Origin of the sequence: Candidatus Pelagibacter communis, from assembly GCF_001179965.1 — a bacterium.
GTDB lineage: Bacteria > Pseudomonadota > Alphaproteobacteria > Pelagibacterales > Pelagibacteraceae > Pelagibacter.
In genome coordinates this window covers 23,896-40,322 of the sequence record NZ_CVSH01000026.1, presented here as the reverse complement: position 1 = coordinate 40,322, position 16,427 = coordinate 23,896, and the positions used below count along the sequence as shown (strand labels likewise).

Genomic DNA, 16,427 nt, shown 5'->3' with positions numbered 1-16,427 from the left:
TATAAATATATTATAAATTTAATATGAATTTAAAAAATTTTTTAATTGTATTAACTATATTTGCTCTTTCCTTTTCGACTTCTAAAAGTGATGAAGCAATAAAAAAGAAAATAGATCCCCATAAATATAATTTTTACACTGGCATGTTTGATTTTAGTGACAACTATAGAAAATCTGTTGCTTTTGGAATTCAACATCAAAATGAAGATTTATACAGAGATAGTTTTATAGGAACTTTGTCCCCAATAACAGGCTTTATGATGACTGGTGATAATGCTACATATTTATATACAGGTGTTCAAGCTGATTATAATTTAGGAAAACTTAACTTTACACCAAGCTTTACTCCAGGTCTTTACGGCAAAGGCGATGGAAAAGATTTGGGTCACATGATTGAATTTAAAAGCGAGCTGCAGCTCTCACTTGATCTAGCTAAAGACTCTGAATTTGGTCTATCATATAATCATATATCAAATGCAAATTTTGGAGATAAGAATCCTGGTGCCAATAGCTATATGTTTAATTTCTTAAAGAAGTTTTAATAGTTTTAAATAATGAAAATTACTGATTGTTACAATTTTAATGATTTTAGAAAATTAGCAAAAAAAAAAACTTCCATCACCAATTTTCCATTATATTGACGGCGGATCAGATGATGAAAAAACACTAAAAAGAAATACTTTATCTTTCGATGATTGTGATCTTGTGCCAAATATTCTTGCAAGTGTTGGAAAGCCTGATCTATCAACCAGCATATTTGGAAGGAAAATTGATATGCCAATCTTTTTATCACCAAGTGCTATGCAGAGATTGTATCATCCCGAAGGTGATAAAGCTTCTGCTAAAGCTGCAGCAAATTTTGGAACTTTTTATAGCATGTCATCAATGGCAAATAATACGATTGAGGAAATATCAAATATTTCAAGTGGGCCAAAACTTTTTCAATTGTATGTTCACAAGGATAAATCTATTACAGATGATTTAATTGATAGATGCAAAAGGTCAAATTTTGATGGAATGTGTTTGACCGTTGATACTCTTGTTGCAGGTAATAGGGAAAAGGACCATAGAACCGGATTTACAACTCCACCCAGACTTACAATGAATAGTCTATTAAGTTTTGCTATGCGTCCAGCTTGGGTTTTTAATTATTTAACTGGAAAAAAATTTGAATTAGCAAACGTTTCAAAAAAAACAGATAAAGGTACTAACATTTCAAAGTCTGTAATCGAATATATTAACGAACAATATGATCCAGCCATGAATTGGAAGGATGCAGAATATTGTGTAAAAAAATGGGGAAAACCTTTTGCGTTAAAAGGTGTTATGTCAGTAGATGATGCTAAAAGAGCAATTGATATTGGATGTACCGCTATAATGGTATCAAATCATGGCGGCAGGCAATTAGATGGTTCGAGATCACCTTTTGATCAGATAAAAGCAATTTCAGATGCTGTGGGAGATAAACTTGAAATAATTCTAGACGGTGGAATTAGGAGAGGAACGCATGTATTAAAAGCCTTGGCAGCGGGCGCAAAAGCGTGTAGTTTCGGAAAAATGTTTCTGTTCTCTTTGGCCGCAGGCGGTCAACAAGGCGTTGAACATTTATTACAAAACATGCATGATGAGATACATAGAAACATGGTGCTAATGGGCTGTAAAAATTTAGGAGAATTAAATAGCTCGAAGATAATTTATAGAAAATAAAAATTGGAGATAAAATGAAACTTGCAAAAAGCTTAGATAGACTCGGAACAGAAACTGCATTTAGTGTTCTTGCAGAAGCTAAAAAACTAGAGGCTCAAGGAAAACCAATGATTCACTTAGGTTTAGGTCAGCCAGATTTCAAAACACCAAAACATGTGGTTGATGCAGCTAAAAAAGCTTTAGACGATGGTCATCATGGTTACGTGATGTCAAACGGTATACCAGAGTGTAGGCAAGCAGTAGCAAGATGGGTTAAAAAGAGATACAACGTCGACATAAGTTTCGAGAGAGTTTTAATAATGCCAGGTGGAAAACCTACCATGAGCTATGCAATTCAATGCTTTGGTGAGCCAGGTGCAGAAATAATTCATCCTACTCCAGCATTTCCTATATATGAGTCAATGATAAACTATACAGGATCAACCTCAGTACCATACGATTTGACTGAAGATAAAGATTTAAAATTTAGCGCAGATAAAATTCTTTCTTTAATAACAGACAAAACAAGATTATTAATTTTAATAAACCCAAATAATCCAACTGGAAGCTTTGTTGAGAGATCAGAGATAGATAAAATCGCAGAGGGTTTGAAAAAATATCCTCATGTAACAATACTAAGTGATGAGATTTATAGTAGGCAAATTTTTGATGGCAAAGAAATGCCATCCTTTTTTAATTACCCAGAGTTAAGAGATAGATTAATAGTTCTTGAGGGCTGGAGTAAAGCTTATTCAATGACAGGATGGAGATTGGGTTGGAGTTTTTGGCCAGAACATTTAGTTGAACATGTAAACAAATTATTAATTAATAGTGTTTCATGTGTAAATGCAGCAGCTCAATTTGCTGGCATAGCCGCTCTAGATGGCCCTGATGACTCAATCCATGAAATGATGGAAAAATTTACAGCAAGAAGAAAACTAATTCATGAAGGACTAAATAGTTTGCCTGGTGTTGAGTGTAGTTTGCCAGGTGGCGCCTTTTATGCATTTCCAAAAGTGATTGGAACTGGAATGAATGGAGCAGAATTTTGTAAGAAAGCCATGCACGAAGCAGGTGTTGCAATTGTTCCAGGGACTGCTTTTGGTAAAAGTTGCAATGATTACGTAAGATTTAGTTTTGCAGCATCTAGAGATAATATTTCGCAAGCTCTAGATAACATTAAAAAAATGCTTGGCTAAGTTTTAATTTAACCAATTGCTTGGTATACTACCTTTAGTAAATGGAAAATACATCACTTAAAAAAGATTTAACTTTGCTTTTGAAAGATAGAATTTCTTTATCAGAGTCAACCAGATTAAACTTTGCGAGAGGTGAAGATACTTTCGATCCAGTTCTTTCACAAGCAGTAGTTTTTCCTGAGAATAATGAGGAAGTTTCTAAAATTTTAAAACTGTGTAATAAGCATCATACACCTGTAGTTCCCTTTGGAACAGGAACATCATTAGAAGGACATGTGGTTGGGAATAAAGATGGAATTACAATTTCTCTAGAAAAAATGAATAAGGTTTTAAGCGTTAATGCATCTGACTTTGATTGCCGTGTGCAAGCAAACGTCACTAGAGAAGAGCTTAATGAATATTTAAGAGAGGACGGTGTTTTTTTTCCGATTGATCCAGGAGCAAATGCATCTTTAGGAGGTATGGCATCTACATCAGCATCTGGAACAATGGCAGTTAAATACGGAACAATGAAATCAGTAATAACGGGATTAACTGTTGTATTACCAAATGGCGATATAATTAATACTGGCGGAAGAGCCAAAAAAACTTCTGCTGGATATAATTTAACAAATTTATTTATTGGATCTGAAGGTACACTTGGAATAATAACCGAAGTCCAATTGAGATTATCACCTATACCCGAAAGCATCATGAGTGCAGTTTGTCATTTTCCAACACTTGAAGATGCAGTTAAAACTGCTCAGGAGACAATACAATATGGAATTCCTATTGCTAGAGTTGAAATGCTTAATAAAGATCAAATGGAAATAAGTATAAACTACTCTAAACTTGAAGATGTAAGCGCGTTGCCAACCTTATTTTTTGAATTTCACGGCTCAGAAACATCAAATAAAGAGGCAATTGGGGTAGTTGAGGAAATTTCAAAAAATAATAATGGAAGTAAATTTAAATGGGCTGACACAATTGAAAAAAGAAAGAAAATGTGGAGAGCCAGATGGGATGCTTGGTACTCTGTGAAAGCTTTGATAAATGATGGAAGAGTGTACACCACAGATGTTTGTGTCCCAATTTCAAAAATCACAGAGTGTGTAAATTTTGCTGAAAAAGAGGTAAGAAAACTAGGTTTAAGGGCTCCAATGGTTGGTCATTTAGGGGATGGAAATTTTCATATTATGATGCCTTACAACCCAAAAGAACAAGATGCATACAAGAAAATAAAATATTTTAATGATATTTTAATTGATAAATCACTTGAGCTTGAGGGTACAATTACAGGTGAGCATGGCATAGGTTTACATAAAAAAAGCTATCTATTAAAAGAACATCCAGATAACCTTCCAGTTATGAAATCAATTAAAAGAACAATGGATCCTAATAATATAATGAATCCAGGAAAAATTTTTGACTTAAATTAAAAGAAAAAATATGAAAAAAATTTTAGTTACAAGAAAATTACTGCAATCAAATGAAGATAGATTAAAAGAGCTATATGATGTTAGACTTAACAACAATGATGAACTTTACTCTCAAAGCAAATTAATTGAATTAAGCCAAGGATGCGATGGTATTCTTTCAGCATTAACAGATAAATTGGATGAAGAAACAATTAAAAAATTACCAGACACAGTAAAAATTTTATCTAATTTTGCTGTGGGTTTTGGAAACATCGATTTAGAAGCTGCCAAAAAAAAGAATATTGCAGTGACAAATACACCTGAAGTTCTTACTGATGCAACTGCTGAAATAGGTATACTACTAATTTTGGGTGCATGTAGACGTGCTTCAGAAGGCATAGATGGTGCAAGAGCATCAGACTGGAAATGGTCGGCGGATTATTTGATAGGTAAACAATTGACAGGAACAAGATTAGGAATACTTGGCATGGGTAGAATTGGACAAAAAATTGCTAAAGTTGCAAAATCATTGGGCATGATTATTCATTATCACAATCGGTCAAAACTAAGTGAAGACAAGGCTCAAGGAGCAACATATCATGATAATTTAAAAAGTTTATTGTCCGTATCTGATGTTTTATCCGTTTGTTGCCCTGCATCAAAAGAAACCATAAATCTTATAAATAAAGAAACTTTGGAATTTTTGCCAAAGGGTGCAGTTGTTACAAACGTTGCAAGGGGAGATATTGTTGACGATGAAGCGTTAATAGATGCTTTGAATAGAAGAAAAGTTTATGCAGTCGGTTTAGATGTCTATAAAGGTGAACCAAATTTAAATCCAGGTTATCTCAAGCATAAAAGTGCTTTTATACTTCCCCACTTAGGGAGTGCCACAAAAGAAACAAGAACAGCAATGGCTAATTTAGCGATAGATAATATTGAGGAATATTTCAAAACGGGTAATTGTAAAAATAAAGTAAATTAGAAGTATTTTAAAGTAATTACCACTTCAAGTTGAAAAAAACTTATTTGAGGACCATTTAACAAGGGACTCACAACTCCTAATATGCTTTAATTATTTTAAGTTAATTAACTAAGAGGAGAAAACAATGGTTAAAGAAAAAAAATCATTGAAGGGAAAAATTCCTTCAAGACGTAAGTTCTTTAAAACTGCAGCCGCAGCGGGTGCAGCAGCTGTTGCAATGCCGTATGTAAATTTAGGTGCTGCACAGACTCTAAAAATGCAAGCTGCATGGCCAAGTGGTGCTAACATATTTTTTGAAATGGCAGGAGACTATTGCAAAATGGTTAGCGACATGTCAGGTGGATCATTAAAAATTGATCTTCAACCTGTTGGAGCAGTTGTTAAGACTAGTGAAATTGGACAAGCTGTAAGTTCAGGAGCTGTAGATATGGGTCACTGGGTAACGGCTTACTGGTATGGTAAGAATCCGGCCGCTTCACTATTCGGAACTGGACCTTCGTACGGAATGTCATCTCAAGAAGTAATGGGATGGATGGAGTATGGTGGAGGAAGAGCACTTTATGAAGAGACTATTAAAAAAGTAGGTTTCGACTATACAGGTGTTTTTCACATGCCTATGCCAGCACAACCGTTTGGATGGTTTAAGAAAAATGTAACAAAAGTATCTGATGTTAAAGGTATGAAGTATAGAACAGTTGGTCTTGCAACTAACGTTCTTACTGCAATGGGAATGGTCGTTAGACAGTTACCAGGTGGTGAAATTCAACCAGCTATGAAAACTGGTTTGATTGAAGCTGCTGAGTTTAACAACCCAACTTCAGACTCTCAGTTTGGTATGCAAGACGTTTCTAAGCATTATCACTTAGGAAGTTTCCACCAATCTCAAGAGATGTTTGAAATACCTATCAACAACAAAACATTTAACGGTCTGTCACCAGCTAACCAAGCAATATTAAAAAATGCTGCTTATGCTGCAAACACAGATAACTATTTCAAAGCATTAGTTAGATATTCAGCTGATTTATCTAAATTAATGAATGAACATAAAGTTAATGTTTACCAAACGTCTGATGAGATTTTAGCTCAACAATTAAAAGGTTGGGATAAAGTAATCGGTGATTTCAATAAGAAAGATCCTTTCTTTAAGAAAATCGTAGATTCTCAAAAAGCATACGCTAAAAGAGTAATGAAGTACTTGCTGATGAACCAGCCTAATTACAAATTAGCTTATGAAAATGAGTTCGGACCTATTGGTAAAGTTAAGATATAATTATTAACTTAAATATTTAAAAAGGGGACCATTTGGTCCCCTTTTTTTTGTTTGCTTTGTTAATATAACTTAACATAAAGTACGATAATGAAATCTTTCATAAAATTTGCCGACACACTTAGTGCTTCAATGGGTAAAGCTTTTTCTTGGTGTATAGTCATTCTTATGGGAGGAACTTGCTATGAAGTTATCATGGCATATGCATTCAATAGCCCAACATTATGGAATTTCGATTTTAGTTTACAAATGTATGGAGCTATTTTTATGATGGCAGGAGCATACACCTTATCGACAGAAGCTCATGTAAGAGGTGACGTAATTTACAGATTATTTCCAACAAGAGTACAAGGTTGGATCGATTTAATTCTCTATTTTATATTTTTCTTTCCTGGAATTTTAGCTTTAGCTTTTTACGGATATGAATATGCAGCTTTAGCCTGGAAAATTAAAGAAACGAGTTGGAACAGTCCAGCACAAATACAAATCTATATGGCAAAATCATTAATACCATTGTCTGGAATATTATTAACCATACAAGGTGTCAGTGAGGTATGCAGAGCAATTATTTGTATTAGAACTGGGCATTGGCCTCAAAGAGCATCTGCAGATGCTGAGGAAACAGAAAAAGTTTTAATGAGAACTTCGCAAAAGGACGATCAAGCAGATGTTATTTGAATTAACTAATCCAGAGATTGCAATTTTAATGATGAGTTTATTTCTCTTTGCAGTTTTGTTAGGATTTCCGATTGCGTTCACATTGCTAGCAATGGGTGTTGGTTTTGGTTATTACGCTTATTTTGATCCAACTAGAATGGATCACTTGTTTGATAATCGGATATTTTCTTTGCTTGTTTCTAACACGTATACAATTATGGATAATACCGTTTTAACAGCAGTCCCCTTATTTTTATTTATGGGATATTTAGTAGAGAGAGCAGGTATTGTAGCAAAACTATTTTTTGCAATAAGACTAGCGTCGCACAGACTTCCAGCGTCGATGGCGGTAGCTGCATTAGTAACTTGTGCATTATTCTCGACAGCTACAGGAATAATTGGTGCTGTCGTTACACTTATGGGACTTCTTGCTTGGCCCGCAATGATTAGAGCTGGATATGACAAAAAATTTGCTTCGGGAGTAATTTGCTCAGGTGGATGTTTAGGAATTCTTATTCCGCCAAGTATCATGTTAATTGTTTATGCAGTAATCGCTCAGTTGTCTCCACTCAGACTTTTTGCTGCAGCAATATTTCCAGGATTGATGTTGGCAGGGTTATATATTCTTTATGTTATAATAAGAGCATACTTTAATCCTTCTTTAGCTCCAAAACCTGCAGCTGAAGAAATTCCTCCAAGATCTGAAATTTTAAAAGAAGTATTAGTCTCATTTGTTCCATTATTTTCATTAATAATCCTAGTTTTAGGAACTATATTAGCTGGATTAGCTACACCTGCTGAAGCAGCAGCCGTTGGTGCATTTGGAGCATTAGTGCTTTCTTATTTTTATAAATCTCTTAAATGGAAAAATTTTAAAGAGTCTGTTTTTTTGACTGCAAAAACTAGCGCTATGATTATGTGGTTATTTGTAGGGTCATGGACTTTTGCCTCAGTATTTTCTTATCTTGGAGGACATGAGGTATTTGAACATTTTTTTAAATCAATGGATATTAAACCATGGCAATTTTTAGTAATCACACAAATTATTATTTTCCTTTTAGGATGGCCACTTGAATGGACAGAAATATTAATTATTTTTGTGCCAATTTTTTTACCACTTGTAGAGTTTTTTGGAGTTAATCCTTATTTCTTTGCAATGTTAATTGCGCTAAATTTACAAACATCTTTCTTAACTCCCCCCATGGCGATGTCAGCTTACTACTTAAAGGGTGTTCAAAGCAGAAATGTTCAGTTAATGGAAATTTTTAGAGGAATCATGCCTTTCCTTGGAATTGTAATTCTTGCTATGGTTTTAATGTATATATTTCCCGGAATAGCATTGTGGTTACCTGATACATTATTTGCAGAGTAATTTTTAAATGACGAATGTCTTTTCACTACCAATATCTAAATTAGCAGAAAAGATTAGAAAATCCGAGATGACTTCTTTAGAGTTGTGTGAGCACTATATTTCTCAAGTAAACAAATTTGAAAAAGATGTTAAAGCTTGGGCATTCTTTGATAAAAAACTATTATTAGAAAAAGCCCAAGAAGCAGATACTTATAGAAAGTCAGGTAAACCGATGGGGTTACTTCATGGAGTTCCTGTAGCTTTAAAAGATATAATTGGCACTTATGATATGCCAACAGAATGTGGCACTGTTTTAAGAAAAGGTAGAACTCAATCGCAAAATGCTGAAATAGTTGACTTATTAAAATCTGAAGGTGCAATAATAATGGGTAAGACAGCAACATCAGAACTTGCCTATCTTGGGCCTCCAGCAACAAGAAATCCTCATGATTATACAAGAACACCTGGTGGATCCTCGAGTGGATCAGCTGCTGTAATTGCAACTCATATGGCTCCATTATCTATTGGATCTCAAACTGGCGGATCCGTTATAAGACCTGCTTCTTATTGTGGTGTAGTTGGTTACAAACCAAGTTATGGATTAATATCAAGAAATGGTGTTCTCAGAACATCATATAATCTAGATCATATAGGTGTTTTCGGAAAAACCGTCGAGGATGTAGCTTTACTTGCAAAGGTGTTAATTAAAAAAGATCAGTACGATGAAGCGACTATACATTATTCATCAGAGTTTATGTTGGAAGAATGTTTGAAAGCACCATTATTTGAGCCAAAATTTATTTTTTATAAAACCGATAGCTGGAAAAAGATTGATAAAAAATCAAGAGAGTCTTTTGAATACTTTATTAAAACTTTTAAAAAAAATATTGAAGTATTCGATACGCCATCATATTTTAAGGATATAGATAAATATCACAGAGTTATTCATGAAACCGACTTAGCTAATAACTTTCAAGTTTACTACAAAAAGTCTAAAAATAAGCTATCAAAACAAATGCAATCAGCAATCGCAAGAGGAATGAAATATTCAGCAAAAGAATATTTAGATGCAGTTGATTTTATGAAAAGAAGTTATGAGTCTTATAAAGAGGTATTCGAGGATTACCACGGAGTATTAAGCCCGTGTAGCACTGGGGTAGCAGATAAAGGACTAAAAGACACTGGAAGTGCAGATTTTAATAGAGTCTGGTCTTATATGCATACACCAGCAATTTCTCTGCCTTTACTTCAAGGAGAAAATAATCTACCCTTAGGTGTCCAGCTTGTTGGAGATAAATATGACGATCTCAGATTTTTAAGTACCGCGAGATGGCTTGAACAAAAAAGTAAGGAGTTTAATGAATAAAATAACTACATTAATAGGTTTGTCTTTTGCAGTTTTTTTTCTAGTTGGTCTTGCTACAACATTAACAAGATCAATGATGATAACCTTTTGGGATGTTTTGCCAGTCTACTTACTAATGGGAGTTGCCATATTCATGATGCTATATGAAGCCTTTTTCGATAAAAAATAATTTTTTTAATGAAGCTAGGAAGCATCGCTCTTAATTCTTTTTTAATATTATTATTTTTATATATCTTTGTAATAATTTTTTTGTTTTTTTATCAAAGAAAATTACTTTATCATCCAAGTGAAAATAATTACTTAGATGAAACATCCCTAAACCACAATATAGAAAAAAAATTTATTCAATCAGAAAATAAACTTGTTTCTTGGTATTTTGAAAAAAACTCAGATTATAAAACTATTCTTTTTTTTCATGGAAATGCTGGAAAACTCGATAATAGAATTTATAAACTAAACGAACTTTCAAAACTTGAAATAAATTACTTAATAATTGCTTATAGAGGTTTCAGTGGAAATGAGGGAAAACCAACTGAGAGTGGCTTATATGAAGACGCAAAATCCGCTAAAATTTGGCTGAATAACAATGGTGTTAAAGATAAAGATATAATTTTATATGGAGAGTCTCTTGGTACAGCAGTTGCTGTTGATTTAGCGAGTAAACATAAGTTCGCAGGGATAATATTAGAATCCCCATTTACTTCAATGACAAGACTTGCACAAAAATATTATCCAATTTTTCCAGTAAAAATTATTCTTAAAGATAAATTCGACTCTATTAATAAGATTCAAAAAATAAATTCCCCCCTATTAGTGATGCACGGTGAGGAGGATACTATAGTTCCTTTTAGCATGGGTGTTAAAATCTTTGAAAAATCAAACACTCAAAAATCAAAATATTTTATAAAAAATGATGATCATATGATGAATTTCGATCAAAATTTAATCAGCGAAATTCAAAAATTTATTAAAAGTCTAAAATAGACACATTTTAAACAAATACTCTTCAAAGTTTACAATTAAATTTTGTTTATGAGAAATATTTTTATAATTACACTTTTACTTTTAATTTGTAGCAATGCTTCTTCGGATCAATCAGATAAATACTTTCATATAGGTAAAATGGTGTCTTATGACAAAAAATTCACTCTATATTTTAAAACAAGAGAAAATGCCATACTTGCAAGAGGAGAGGATTTAAATTATGTAACTGATTATCCACAAGATCTTTATCTATATGACCATAAATTAAAAAAGGATCTACCTCTTATTTCTTATGAGTGGTTTCCAAATAAAGCTAAATTATTTTTAATGGATTATGATTATCCAGTATTTCCAGAGGATTTTGCGTATTATCTTTTAGAGGATAATAATACATTAGTGATGGTTAGTGCAAATAAAAACATCTCAAAAAATCTTACATTTGATATTCAAAAAAAAGAACTAAGATCCAACGATAGGAGTGGTAAATTAGGTTTTATAATTTCTTCGTATGCTAAGAATTGTGGATATGCTGCTCTTGATAAAAAGCATGAGTGTAATTTATTTAAACCTTTGATATCAAAAAATTTAATAAACTAATTTATTTGAGTAAAAGCTTCAGCAAATTTTTCAACATCAAATATTTGAAGATCATCCTCTTTTTCACCTAAACCAAGTCCTATTATTGGAATTTTATATTTTTTAGATAAAGCTAAGAGAATTCCACCCTTTGCTGTTCCATCTAATTTTGTCATAACAAGTCCGGTGATGGGAATAATTTTGTTAAACTCGTCAACTTGACTCAGTATATTTTGTCCTGAAGTAGCATCTAAAACTAAAATAACTTCATTTGGAGCATTATCGTCGATTTTTTTTACAACGTTTGCAATTTTTTTATACTCCTCCATCAAGTTTTTTTTATTTTGCAACCTTCCAGCTGTATCAATAATTAATTGGTTAAAATTATTTTCTTTAGCAAAACTCATTGCTTTATATGCAACAGATGCAGGATCCGACCCTTGATTTGATTTTACCAAATCGACGCCGATTTTATTTGCCCAATTTTCTAATTGTTCAATTGCTGCAGCTCTAAATGTATCAGACGCAGACAAGACTACTTTATTATTATTTTCTTTAAAAATTTTAGCGATTTTACCAATCGTTGTTGTTTTTCCAGAGCCGTTGACACCAGCCACTAATATAACATTTAAATTATTATTATTTTTGAAAAAATCTTTTTTCTCAAAATTACCCATAGTAGAGACAATATACCTTTTAAGAACTTTATTTATTTCTCCAATTAAGTCCGAACTTGGGTCAATTTTTTCTTGAGCTAAAATATTTCTTATTTCAGAAGCTGCATCAATTCCTACATCAGAACTTATTAAAAATTCCTCTATTTTATTAAGTGAGTTATCATCAATTTCTTTCTTTATAAGAATTTCTCGAAAACCCGAGGAAATATTCTGCGCACTTTTTTTAAAGCCTATTTTAAATTTTTCAAATATGCTCATTACAATTTGACATTAATAGTATTTATTTTTGAAACTGGACCCTTCATATGAATTGAATTTTTTTCATCAATTTTGACAACCAATTTACCAGTAGCAAATTCAATATCTACTTTTTGATCTGTTAAGTCATTCAACTTACCCGCTACTGCAGTTGCACAAGCTGCAGTTCCACAAGCTTTTGTATTTCCCGCCCCTCTTTCCCATACATTCACTTTTATTAAATTTTTACTAATTACTTTTGCTAAAGTAACATTTGTTTTTTCCGGAAATAAATTATGATTTTCAATTTCAGGACCTATTTTTTTTATATCGAAGTTATCAATGCTTGGTACGAAAAAAACTACATGTGGGTTTCCGATATTTACTGCTGTACCGCCTTGGAATTCTTTTTTAAATTTATCAAAAATTTTAATATTTAAATTTATTGTATTTAATTCTTTTGATAATGGAATTTCGCTCCATTTTGTTTTTGGTTGTCCCATTTCAGTTGAAACAATATTTTCTCCAATTATCTCAGATTTCAAATTTCCAGAGGAAGTAGTTAAATTAACAATTTTTTTATTTTTTTCTTTAGCTATAAAATCAGCGACACACCTTGTCCCATTACCACATGCACCTGCTTTTCCACCATCAGAATTAAAAAATTCAAGATAACCATCAGAGTTTTGGTTTTTTTTTAATAAATATTAACTGATCGCAACCAATAAAATTTCTATCGCAAATTTTTATAATTTGGTCTTTTGTAAGATTTATAATTTTTTCTCTATTATCTATAATTATAAAATCGTTACCCAAACCATCCATTTTAAAAGCTCTAAATTCCATATATTTAATACTTAACTTATTTATTGACTTTTTGAACCTCTATTATAGTTTGTCGAAGTTTCCGCAAAAACAGCAATTTGCGGTGTCTTTGGCAACAAAGAGATCGACACCAGTCAGCGAGGGTTCGCCCACTGGTGCGATAACTGCTGGATGAAATTATGTTTGAAAATTTAACTAATAAATTCGAGGAAATATTTTCCTCCTTAAAAAAGTCAGCATCTCTAGATGAGAAGCAGGTTGATGAAGGGTTAAGAAATATCAGATTGGCACTCTTAGAGGCAGATGTCTCATTAGAGGTTGCTAAAGATTTTGTAAATAAAATTAAACCTAAGGCATTAGGACAAGAAATCATTAGATCTACATCGCCAGGACAAATGGTGGTGAAAATTGTAAATGATGAATTAATAAATTTATTAGGAAGCGAAAATACTGATTTAAATTTTAATGCTGTACCTCCAGTATCTATGATGATGGTAGGTTTACAAGGATCTGGAAAGACCACAACAACAGCAAAACTTGCAAAGTTTATTGAAAAAAATAAAAAAAAGAAAGTAATGATTGTGAGCTTAGATATTTATAGGCCCGCAGCTCAAGAACAACTTAAACTTTTAGGAGAACAGCATAATATTAACACCTTACCAATTATTGAGGGACAACAACCAGCTGATATATGTAGAAGAGCTTTGAGTGCCGCAAGTCTTAATGGATCAGAGGTAATATTATTCGATACTGCGGGTAGGACCCAAATCGATTTACAAATGATGAGTGAAATTAAGCAAATTGAAGAAATTATAAATCCCGTAGAGACAATTTTGGTTGCAGATTCGCTTACTGGTCAGGTTGCAGCAAATGTGGCTAAAGAATTTAAAAATACAGTTAATTTGTCAGGAATTGTTCTTACAAGATCTGATGGAGATGGAAGAGGCGGAGCTGCATTAAGCATGAAATATGTAGCAAATGTTCCAATAAAATTTTTAGGTGTTGGTGAAAAAATTGAAAATCTTGAAGTTTTCTATCCCGAAAGAATTGCAAACAGAATTTTAGGAATGGGGGATATAGTTAGCCTTGTTGAAAAAGCTGCTGAAGATCTTGATGAAGAGAAATTAAAAAAAACAGAAGAAAATTTAAAGAAGGGCCAGTTTTCTTTAGATGATTATTTATCACAATTAAAGCAGATGAAAAAAATGGGTGGCATAGAGGGCATAATGTCCTTTCTTCCTGGGGTTTCAAAAATAAAATCACAAATGGATCAATCTGGAATAGATGAAAAAGTTATAACTCAAAATGAAGCTGTTATTTTATCGATGACTAAAAAAGAGAGACAAAATCCAAAAATAATTGATGGATCAAGAAAAAAAAGAATTGCTAATGGCTCTGGTACAGACATAGCCACTATCAATAAATTGCTCAAGCAATTTAAAATGATGTCTGAAATGATGAGAAAGATGTCAAAAGGAAATATGAAAGGAATGGCAGATAAAGGTATTCCGCCTGAACTTTTTAATCAACTAAAATAAAAAAAAGGAGAATAATGTTAAAACTTAGATTATCGATGGGAGGGACAAAAAAAAGACCAGTTTACAAAATAGTTGTTGCTGATAGTAAATTTCCAAGAGATGGAAGGTTTATTGAAAAATTAGGTTTTTTTAATCCTTTGCTTCCAAAAGAAAAAAAAGAAAGAATTGGACTTCAAACGGATAGAATAAAATATTGGTTAAGCCAAGGCGCACAACCAACCACTAGAGTTGCTAGATTACTTGGTGAACATGAGCTAATTCCTATGCCAGCAAAAGGTAATAATCCAATGAAGGCTGTACCAAAAAAAGAAAGAAAAAAAGAGGCAAAAGAGGAGTCACCAAAAGAAGGACAAAAAGCAGATGCTCCAAAAGAAGCTCCTAAAGCAGAGGAGAAAAAAGCAGATGCTCCAAAAGAAGCTCCTAAAGCAGAGGAGAAAAAATAAAAATGTTTATAGCTCAAGTATTTACATTATATCCTGAGTACTTTCCTGGACCTTTTAAAAATGGACTTTATGGGAAAGCTATTGAAAAAAAAATTTGGGATTTGAGAACTGTAAATATTAGAGATTATGCAATTGATAAACATAAGACAGTTGATGATACTCCTTACGGAGGAGGCTCAGGAATGTTAATCAAGCCTGACGTACTCGCAAAGTCGTTAGATAAAAACATTAATCGAGATGAGAAAATTGTTTACTTATCTCCAAAAGGAAAAGTTTTTAATCAAAAAATTGCAAAAGAACTTTCTTTAGAAAATAAAGTTAACATAATTTGCGGTCATTTCGAAGGTATTGACCAGAGAGTATTAGAAAACAGAAAAATAGACGAGATAAGTTTAGGAGATTTTGTCCTTTCTGGAGGTGAAACAGCAACTTATGTTTTTTTGGATGCTATATTAAGATTAATACCCGGAGTACTTGGAAATGAAAAATCTACTAGCGAAGAAAGCTTTGAAAATGGTTTATTGGAGTATCCACAGTACACAAAACCTCAAATCTGGGAGGAAAAAAGTGTGCCAAATGTGCTTTTATCAGGTGATCATGCGAAAATTAAAGACTGGCGTTTATCTCAATCAGAGGCTATAACTCGCGACCGAAGGCCAGATTTATGGCAAAAATATAACAAAAAAAACTAATTTGATAAACTTACAAATGAAAACTATTGAAGAAATTAATCAAGCTAATGTCAAAAAAATAGCTGCAGAAAAAAAATTACCAAATTTTTTTCCAGGCGATATTGTGAAAATTGGTGTTAGAATTACAGAGGGCAAAAGAGATAGAATTCAATATTTTGAAGGAGTTTGTATTGCTAAAAAGAATAGAGATTTAAACTCATCTTTTACAGTAAGGAAAATTTCATTTGGCGAAGGTGTGGAAAGAACATTTGCACTCTATAGTCCAATTGTAGACTCAATCAAGGTAATTAGATCTGGAAAGGTAAGAAGGGCAAAACTTTATTATCTTAGAGACAGAACAGGAAAATCAGCAAGAATTGCAGAAAAAATTAAGAAAAAAATTGGCATTGATGTAGATGTTAAAACAGAACAACCAACAGCACAAAATGTAACTAAAACTGAAGAAAGTAATATAACAGAGGAAACGAAAGTAGAGAAAGAGTCTGTTGAAAAAAAAGATACCTCTGAAAAAAAAAATGAAAAAGAGACTCTTAAAGATAAAAAATAG

17 protein-coding genes and 2 pseudogenes are annotated in these 16,427 nt (G+C 32.6%); 16 read left to right on the top strand and 3 right to left on the bottom strand.

The window, feature by feature from the left end:
* Positions 1-23: 23 nt before the first annotated feature.
* From AMN73_RS01025 to AMN73_RS00975, 12 genes and pseudogenes are all read left to right on the top strand, one after another.
* Complete coding sequence (locus AMN73_RS01025; protein ID WP_075534453.1) at positions 24-542, top strand: acyloxyacyl hydrolase; 519 nt, start codon at positions 24-26, stop codon at positions 540-542.
* Between the two features lie 12 nt (positions 543-554).
* A pseudogene (locus tag AMN73_RS01020) lies at positions 555-1,707 on the top strand (alpha-hydroxy acid oxidase).
* A gap of 14 nt (positions 1,708-1,721) precedes the next feature.
* Positions 1,722-2,885, top strand: coding sequence for a pyridoxal phosphate-dependent aminotransferase (locus AMN73_RS01015; RefSeq protein WP_075534452.1), 1,164 nt, complete (start codon positions 1,722-1,724; stop codon positions 2,883-2,885).
* A 41-nt stretch (positions 2,886-2,926) separates the two neighbouring features.
* The gene (locus AMN73_RS01010; RefSeq protein ID WP_075534451.1) at positions 2,927-4,303 is read left to right on the top strand and encodes an FAD-binding oxidoreductase; all 1,377 of its coding nucleotides are present in this window, start codon (positions 2,927-2,929) and stop codon (positions 4,301-4,303) included.
* 10 nt (positions 4,304-4,313) lie between these two features.
* Positions 4,314-5,267 carry a 2-hydroxyacid dehydrogenase gene (locus AMN73_RS01005; RefSeq protein ID WP_075534450.1) on the top strand — a complete coding sequence of 318 codons (954 nt, stop codon included), beginning with the start codon at positions 4,314-4,316 and terminating at the stop codon, positions 5,265-5,267.
* A gap of 124 nt (positions 5,268-5,391) precedes the next feature.
* Entirely contained in the window at positions 5,392-6,537 is a 1,146-nt protein-coding gene (locus tag AMN73_RS01000) for a TRAP transporter substrate-binding protein (RefSeq protein ID WP_075534449.1), read from the top strand.
* Between the two features lie 87 nt (positions 6,538-6,624).
* Positions 6,625-7,212 carry a TRAP transporter small permease subunit gene (locus AMN73_RS00995; protein WP_075534448.1) on the top strand — a complete coding sequence of 196 codons (588 nt, stop codon included), beginning with the start codon at positions 6,625-6,627 and terminating at the stop codon, positions 7,210-7,212.
* Entirely contained in the window at positions 7,202-8,563 is a 1,362-nt protein-coding gene (locus AMN73_RS00990) for a TRAP transporter large permease (protein WP_075534447.1), read from the top strand. The genes AMN73_RS00995 and AMN73_RS00990 overlap by 11 nt, the downstream gene beginning before the upstream one ends.
* 7 nt (positions 8,564-8,570) lie before the next feature.
* The gene (locus AMN73_RS00985) at positions 8,571-9,908 is read left to right on the top strand and encodes an amidase (RefSeq protein WP_075534446.1); all 1,338 of its coding nucleotides are present in this window, start codon (positions 8,571-8,573) and stop codon (positions 9,906-9,908) included.
* Positions 9,901-10,077 carry a hypothetical protein gene (locus tag AMN73_RS04415; RefSeq protein ID WP_179850064.1) on the top strand — a complete coding sequence of 59 codons (177 nt, stop codon included), beginning with the start codon at positions 9,901-9,903 and terminating at the stop codon, positions 10,075-10,077. The genes AMN73_RS00985 and AMN73_RS04415 overlap by 8 nt, the downstream gene beginning before the upstream one ends.
* 8 nt (positions 10,078-10,085) lie before the next feature.
* On the top strand, positions 10,086-10,892 hold the full coding sequence (locus AMN73_RS00980; protein ID WP_075534445.1) for an alpha/beta hydrolase: 807 nt from the start codon (positions 10,086-10,088) through the stop codon (positions 10,890-10,892).
* A 48-nt stretch (positions 10,893-10,940) separates the two neighbouring features.
* Complete coding sequence (locus AMN73_RS00975) at positions 10,941-11,489, top strand: hypothetical protein (protein WP_075534444.1); 549 nt, start codon at positions 10,941-10,943, stop codon at positions 11,487-11,489.
* On the opposite strand, the gene ftsY is transcribed toward AMN73_RS00975, so the two are convergent.
* From ftsY to AMN73_RS04510, 3 genes and pseudogenes are all read right to left on the bottom strand, one after another.
* The gene (gene ftsY / locus AMN73_RS00970) at positions 11,486-12,403 is read right to left on the bottom strand and encodes a signal recognition particle-docking protein FtsY (protein WP_075534443.1); all 918 of its coding nucleotides are present in this window, start codon (positions 12,401-12,403) and stop codon (positions 11,486-11,488) included. The genes AMN73_RS00975 and ftsY overlap by 4 nt on opposite strands.
* Positions 12,403-13,020, bottom strand: a pseudogene (gene dapF, locus AMN73_RS00965) (diaminopimelate epimerase); the annotation flags it as partial. The pseudogene dapF and the gene ftsY, both read right to left, overlap by 1 nt.
* Before the next feature lie 40 nt (positions 13,021-13,060).
* Complete coding sequence (locus tag AMN73_RS04510; RefSeq protein ID WP_256997811.1) at positions 13,061-13,228, bottom strand: hypothetical protein; 168 nt, start codon at positions 13,226-13,228, stop codon at positions 13,061-13,063.
* Between the two features lie 158 nt (positions 13,229-13,386).
* On the opposite strand from AMN73_RS04510, the gene ffh reads away from it, so the two are divergent.
* Genes ffh through rplS form a run of 4 tightly spaced genes read left to right on the top strand, consistent with a single transcriptional unit; the run spans position 13,387 to position 16,427 of the window.
* Positions 13,387-14,745 carry a signal recognition particle protein gene (gene ffh, locus AMN73_RS00960; protein ID WP_075534442.1) on the top strand — a complete coding sequence of 453 codons (1,359 nt, stop codon included), beginning with the start codon at positions 13,387-13,389 and terminating at the stop codon, positions 14,743-14,745.
* Positions 14,746-14,759: 14 nt separating this feature from the next.
* Positions 14,760-15,188 (top strand): 30S ribosomal protein S16, encoded by a 429-nt coding sequence (gene rpsP, locus AMN73_RS04605; RefSeq protein ID WP_075534441.1) that lies wholly within the window; start codon positions 14,760-14,762, stop codon positions 15,186-15,188.
* 2 nt (positions 15,189-15,190) lie between these two features.
* Complete coding sequence (gene trmD / locus AMN73_RS00950) at positions 15,191-15,880, top strand: tRNA (guanosine(37)-N1)-methyltransferase TrmD (protein ID WP_075534440.1); 690 nt, start codon at positions 15,191-15,193, stop codon at positions 15,878-15,880.
* Between the two features lie 16 nt (positions 15,881-15,896).
* Positions 15,897-16,427, top strand: coding sequence for a 50S ribosomal protein L19 (rplS, locus tag AMN73_RS00945; RefSeq protein ID WP_075534439.1), 531 nt, complete (start codon positions 15,897-15,899; stop codon positions 16,425-16,427).

What these genes read in the sequence shown, in the direction of transcription:
- ffh (WP_075534442.1), top strand. Translation starts at nt 13,387, where the DNA reads ATGTTTGAAAATTTAACTAATAAATTCGAGGAAATATTTTCCTCCTTA.
- AMN73_RS04415 (WP_179850064.1), top strand. Translation starts at nt 9,901, where the DNA reads ATGAATAAAATAACTACATTAATAGGTTTGTCTTTTGCAGTTTTTTTT.
- rplS (WP_075534439.1), top strand. Translation starts at nt 15,897, where the DNA reads ATGAAAACTATTGAAGAAATTAATCAAGCTAATGTCAAAAAAATAGCT.
- AMN73_RS01015 (WP_075534452.1), top strand. Translation starts at nt 1,722, where the DNA reads ATGAAACTTGCAAAAAGCTTAGATAGACTCGGAACAGAAACTGCATTT.
- AMN73_RS00975 (WP_075534444.1), top strand. Translation starts at nt 10,941, where the DNA reads ATGAGAAATATTTTTATAATTACACTTTTACTTTTAATTTGTAGCAAT.
- AMN73_RS04510 (WP_256997811.1), bottom strand. Translation starts at nt 13,228, where the DNA reads ATGGAATTTAGAGCTTTTAAAATGGATGGTTTGGGTAACGATTTTATA.
- trmD (WP_075534440.1), top strand. Translation starts at nt 15,191, where the DNA reads ATGTTTATAGCTCAAGTATTTACATTATATCCTGAGTACTTTCCTGGA.
- AMN73_RS00990 (WP_075534447.1), top strand. Translation starts at nt 7,202, where the DNA reads ATGTTATTTGAATTAACTAATCCAGAGATTGCAATTTTAATGATGAGT.
- AMN73_RS01010 (WP_075534451.1), top strand. Translation starts at nt 2,927, where the DNA reads ATGGAAAATACATCACTTAAAAAAGATTTAACTTTGCTTTTGAAAGAT.
- rpsP (WP_075534441.1), top strand. Translation starts at nt 14,760, where the DNA reads ATGTTAAAACTTAGATTATCGATGGGAGGGACAAAAAAAAGACCAGTT.
- AMN73_RS01000 (WP_075534449.1), top strand. Translation starts at nt 5,392, where the DNA reads ATGGTTAAAGAAAAAAAATCATTGAAGGGAAAAATTCCTTCAAGACGT.
- AMN73_RS01005 (WP_075534450.1), top strand. Translation starts at nt 4,314, where the DNA reads ATGAAAAAAATTTTAGTTACAAGAAAATTACTGCAATCAAATGAAGAT.
- AMN73_RS01025 (WP_075534453.1), top strand. Translation starts at nt 24, where the DNA reads ATGAATTTAAAAAATTTTTTAATTGTATTAACTATATTTGCTCTTTCC.
- ftsY (WP_075534443.1), bottom strand. Translation starts at nt 12,403, where the DNA reads ATGAGCATATTTGAAAAATTTAAAATAGGCTTTAAAAAAAGTGCGCAG.
- AMN73_RS00980 (WP_075534445.1), top strand. Translation starts at nt 10,086, where the DNA reads ATGAAGCTAGGAAGCATCGCTCTTAATTCTTTTTTAATATTATTATTT.
- AMN73_RS00995 (WP_075534448.1), top strand. Translation starts at nt 6,625, where the DNA reads ATGAAATCTTTCATAAAATTTGCCGACACACTTAGTGCTTCAATGGGT.
- AMN73_RS00985 (WP_075534446.1), top strand. Translation starts at nt 8,571, where the DNA reads ATGACGAATGTCTTTTCACTACCAATATCTAAATTAGCAGAAAAGATT.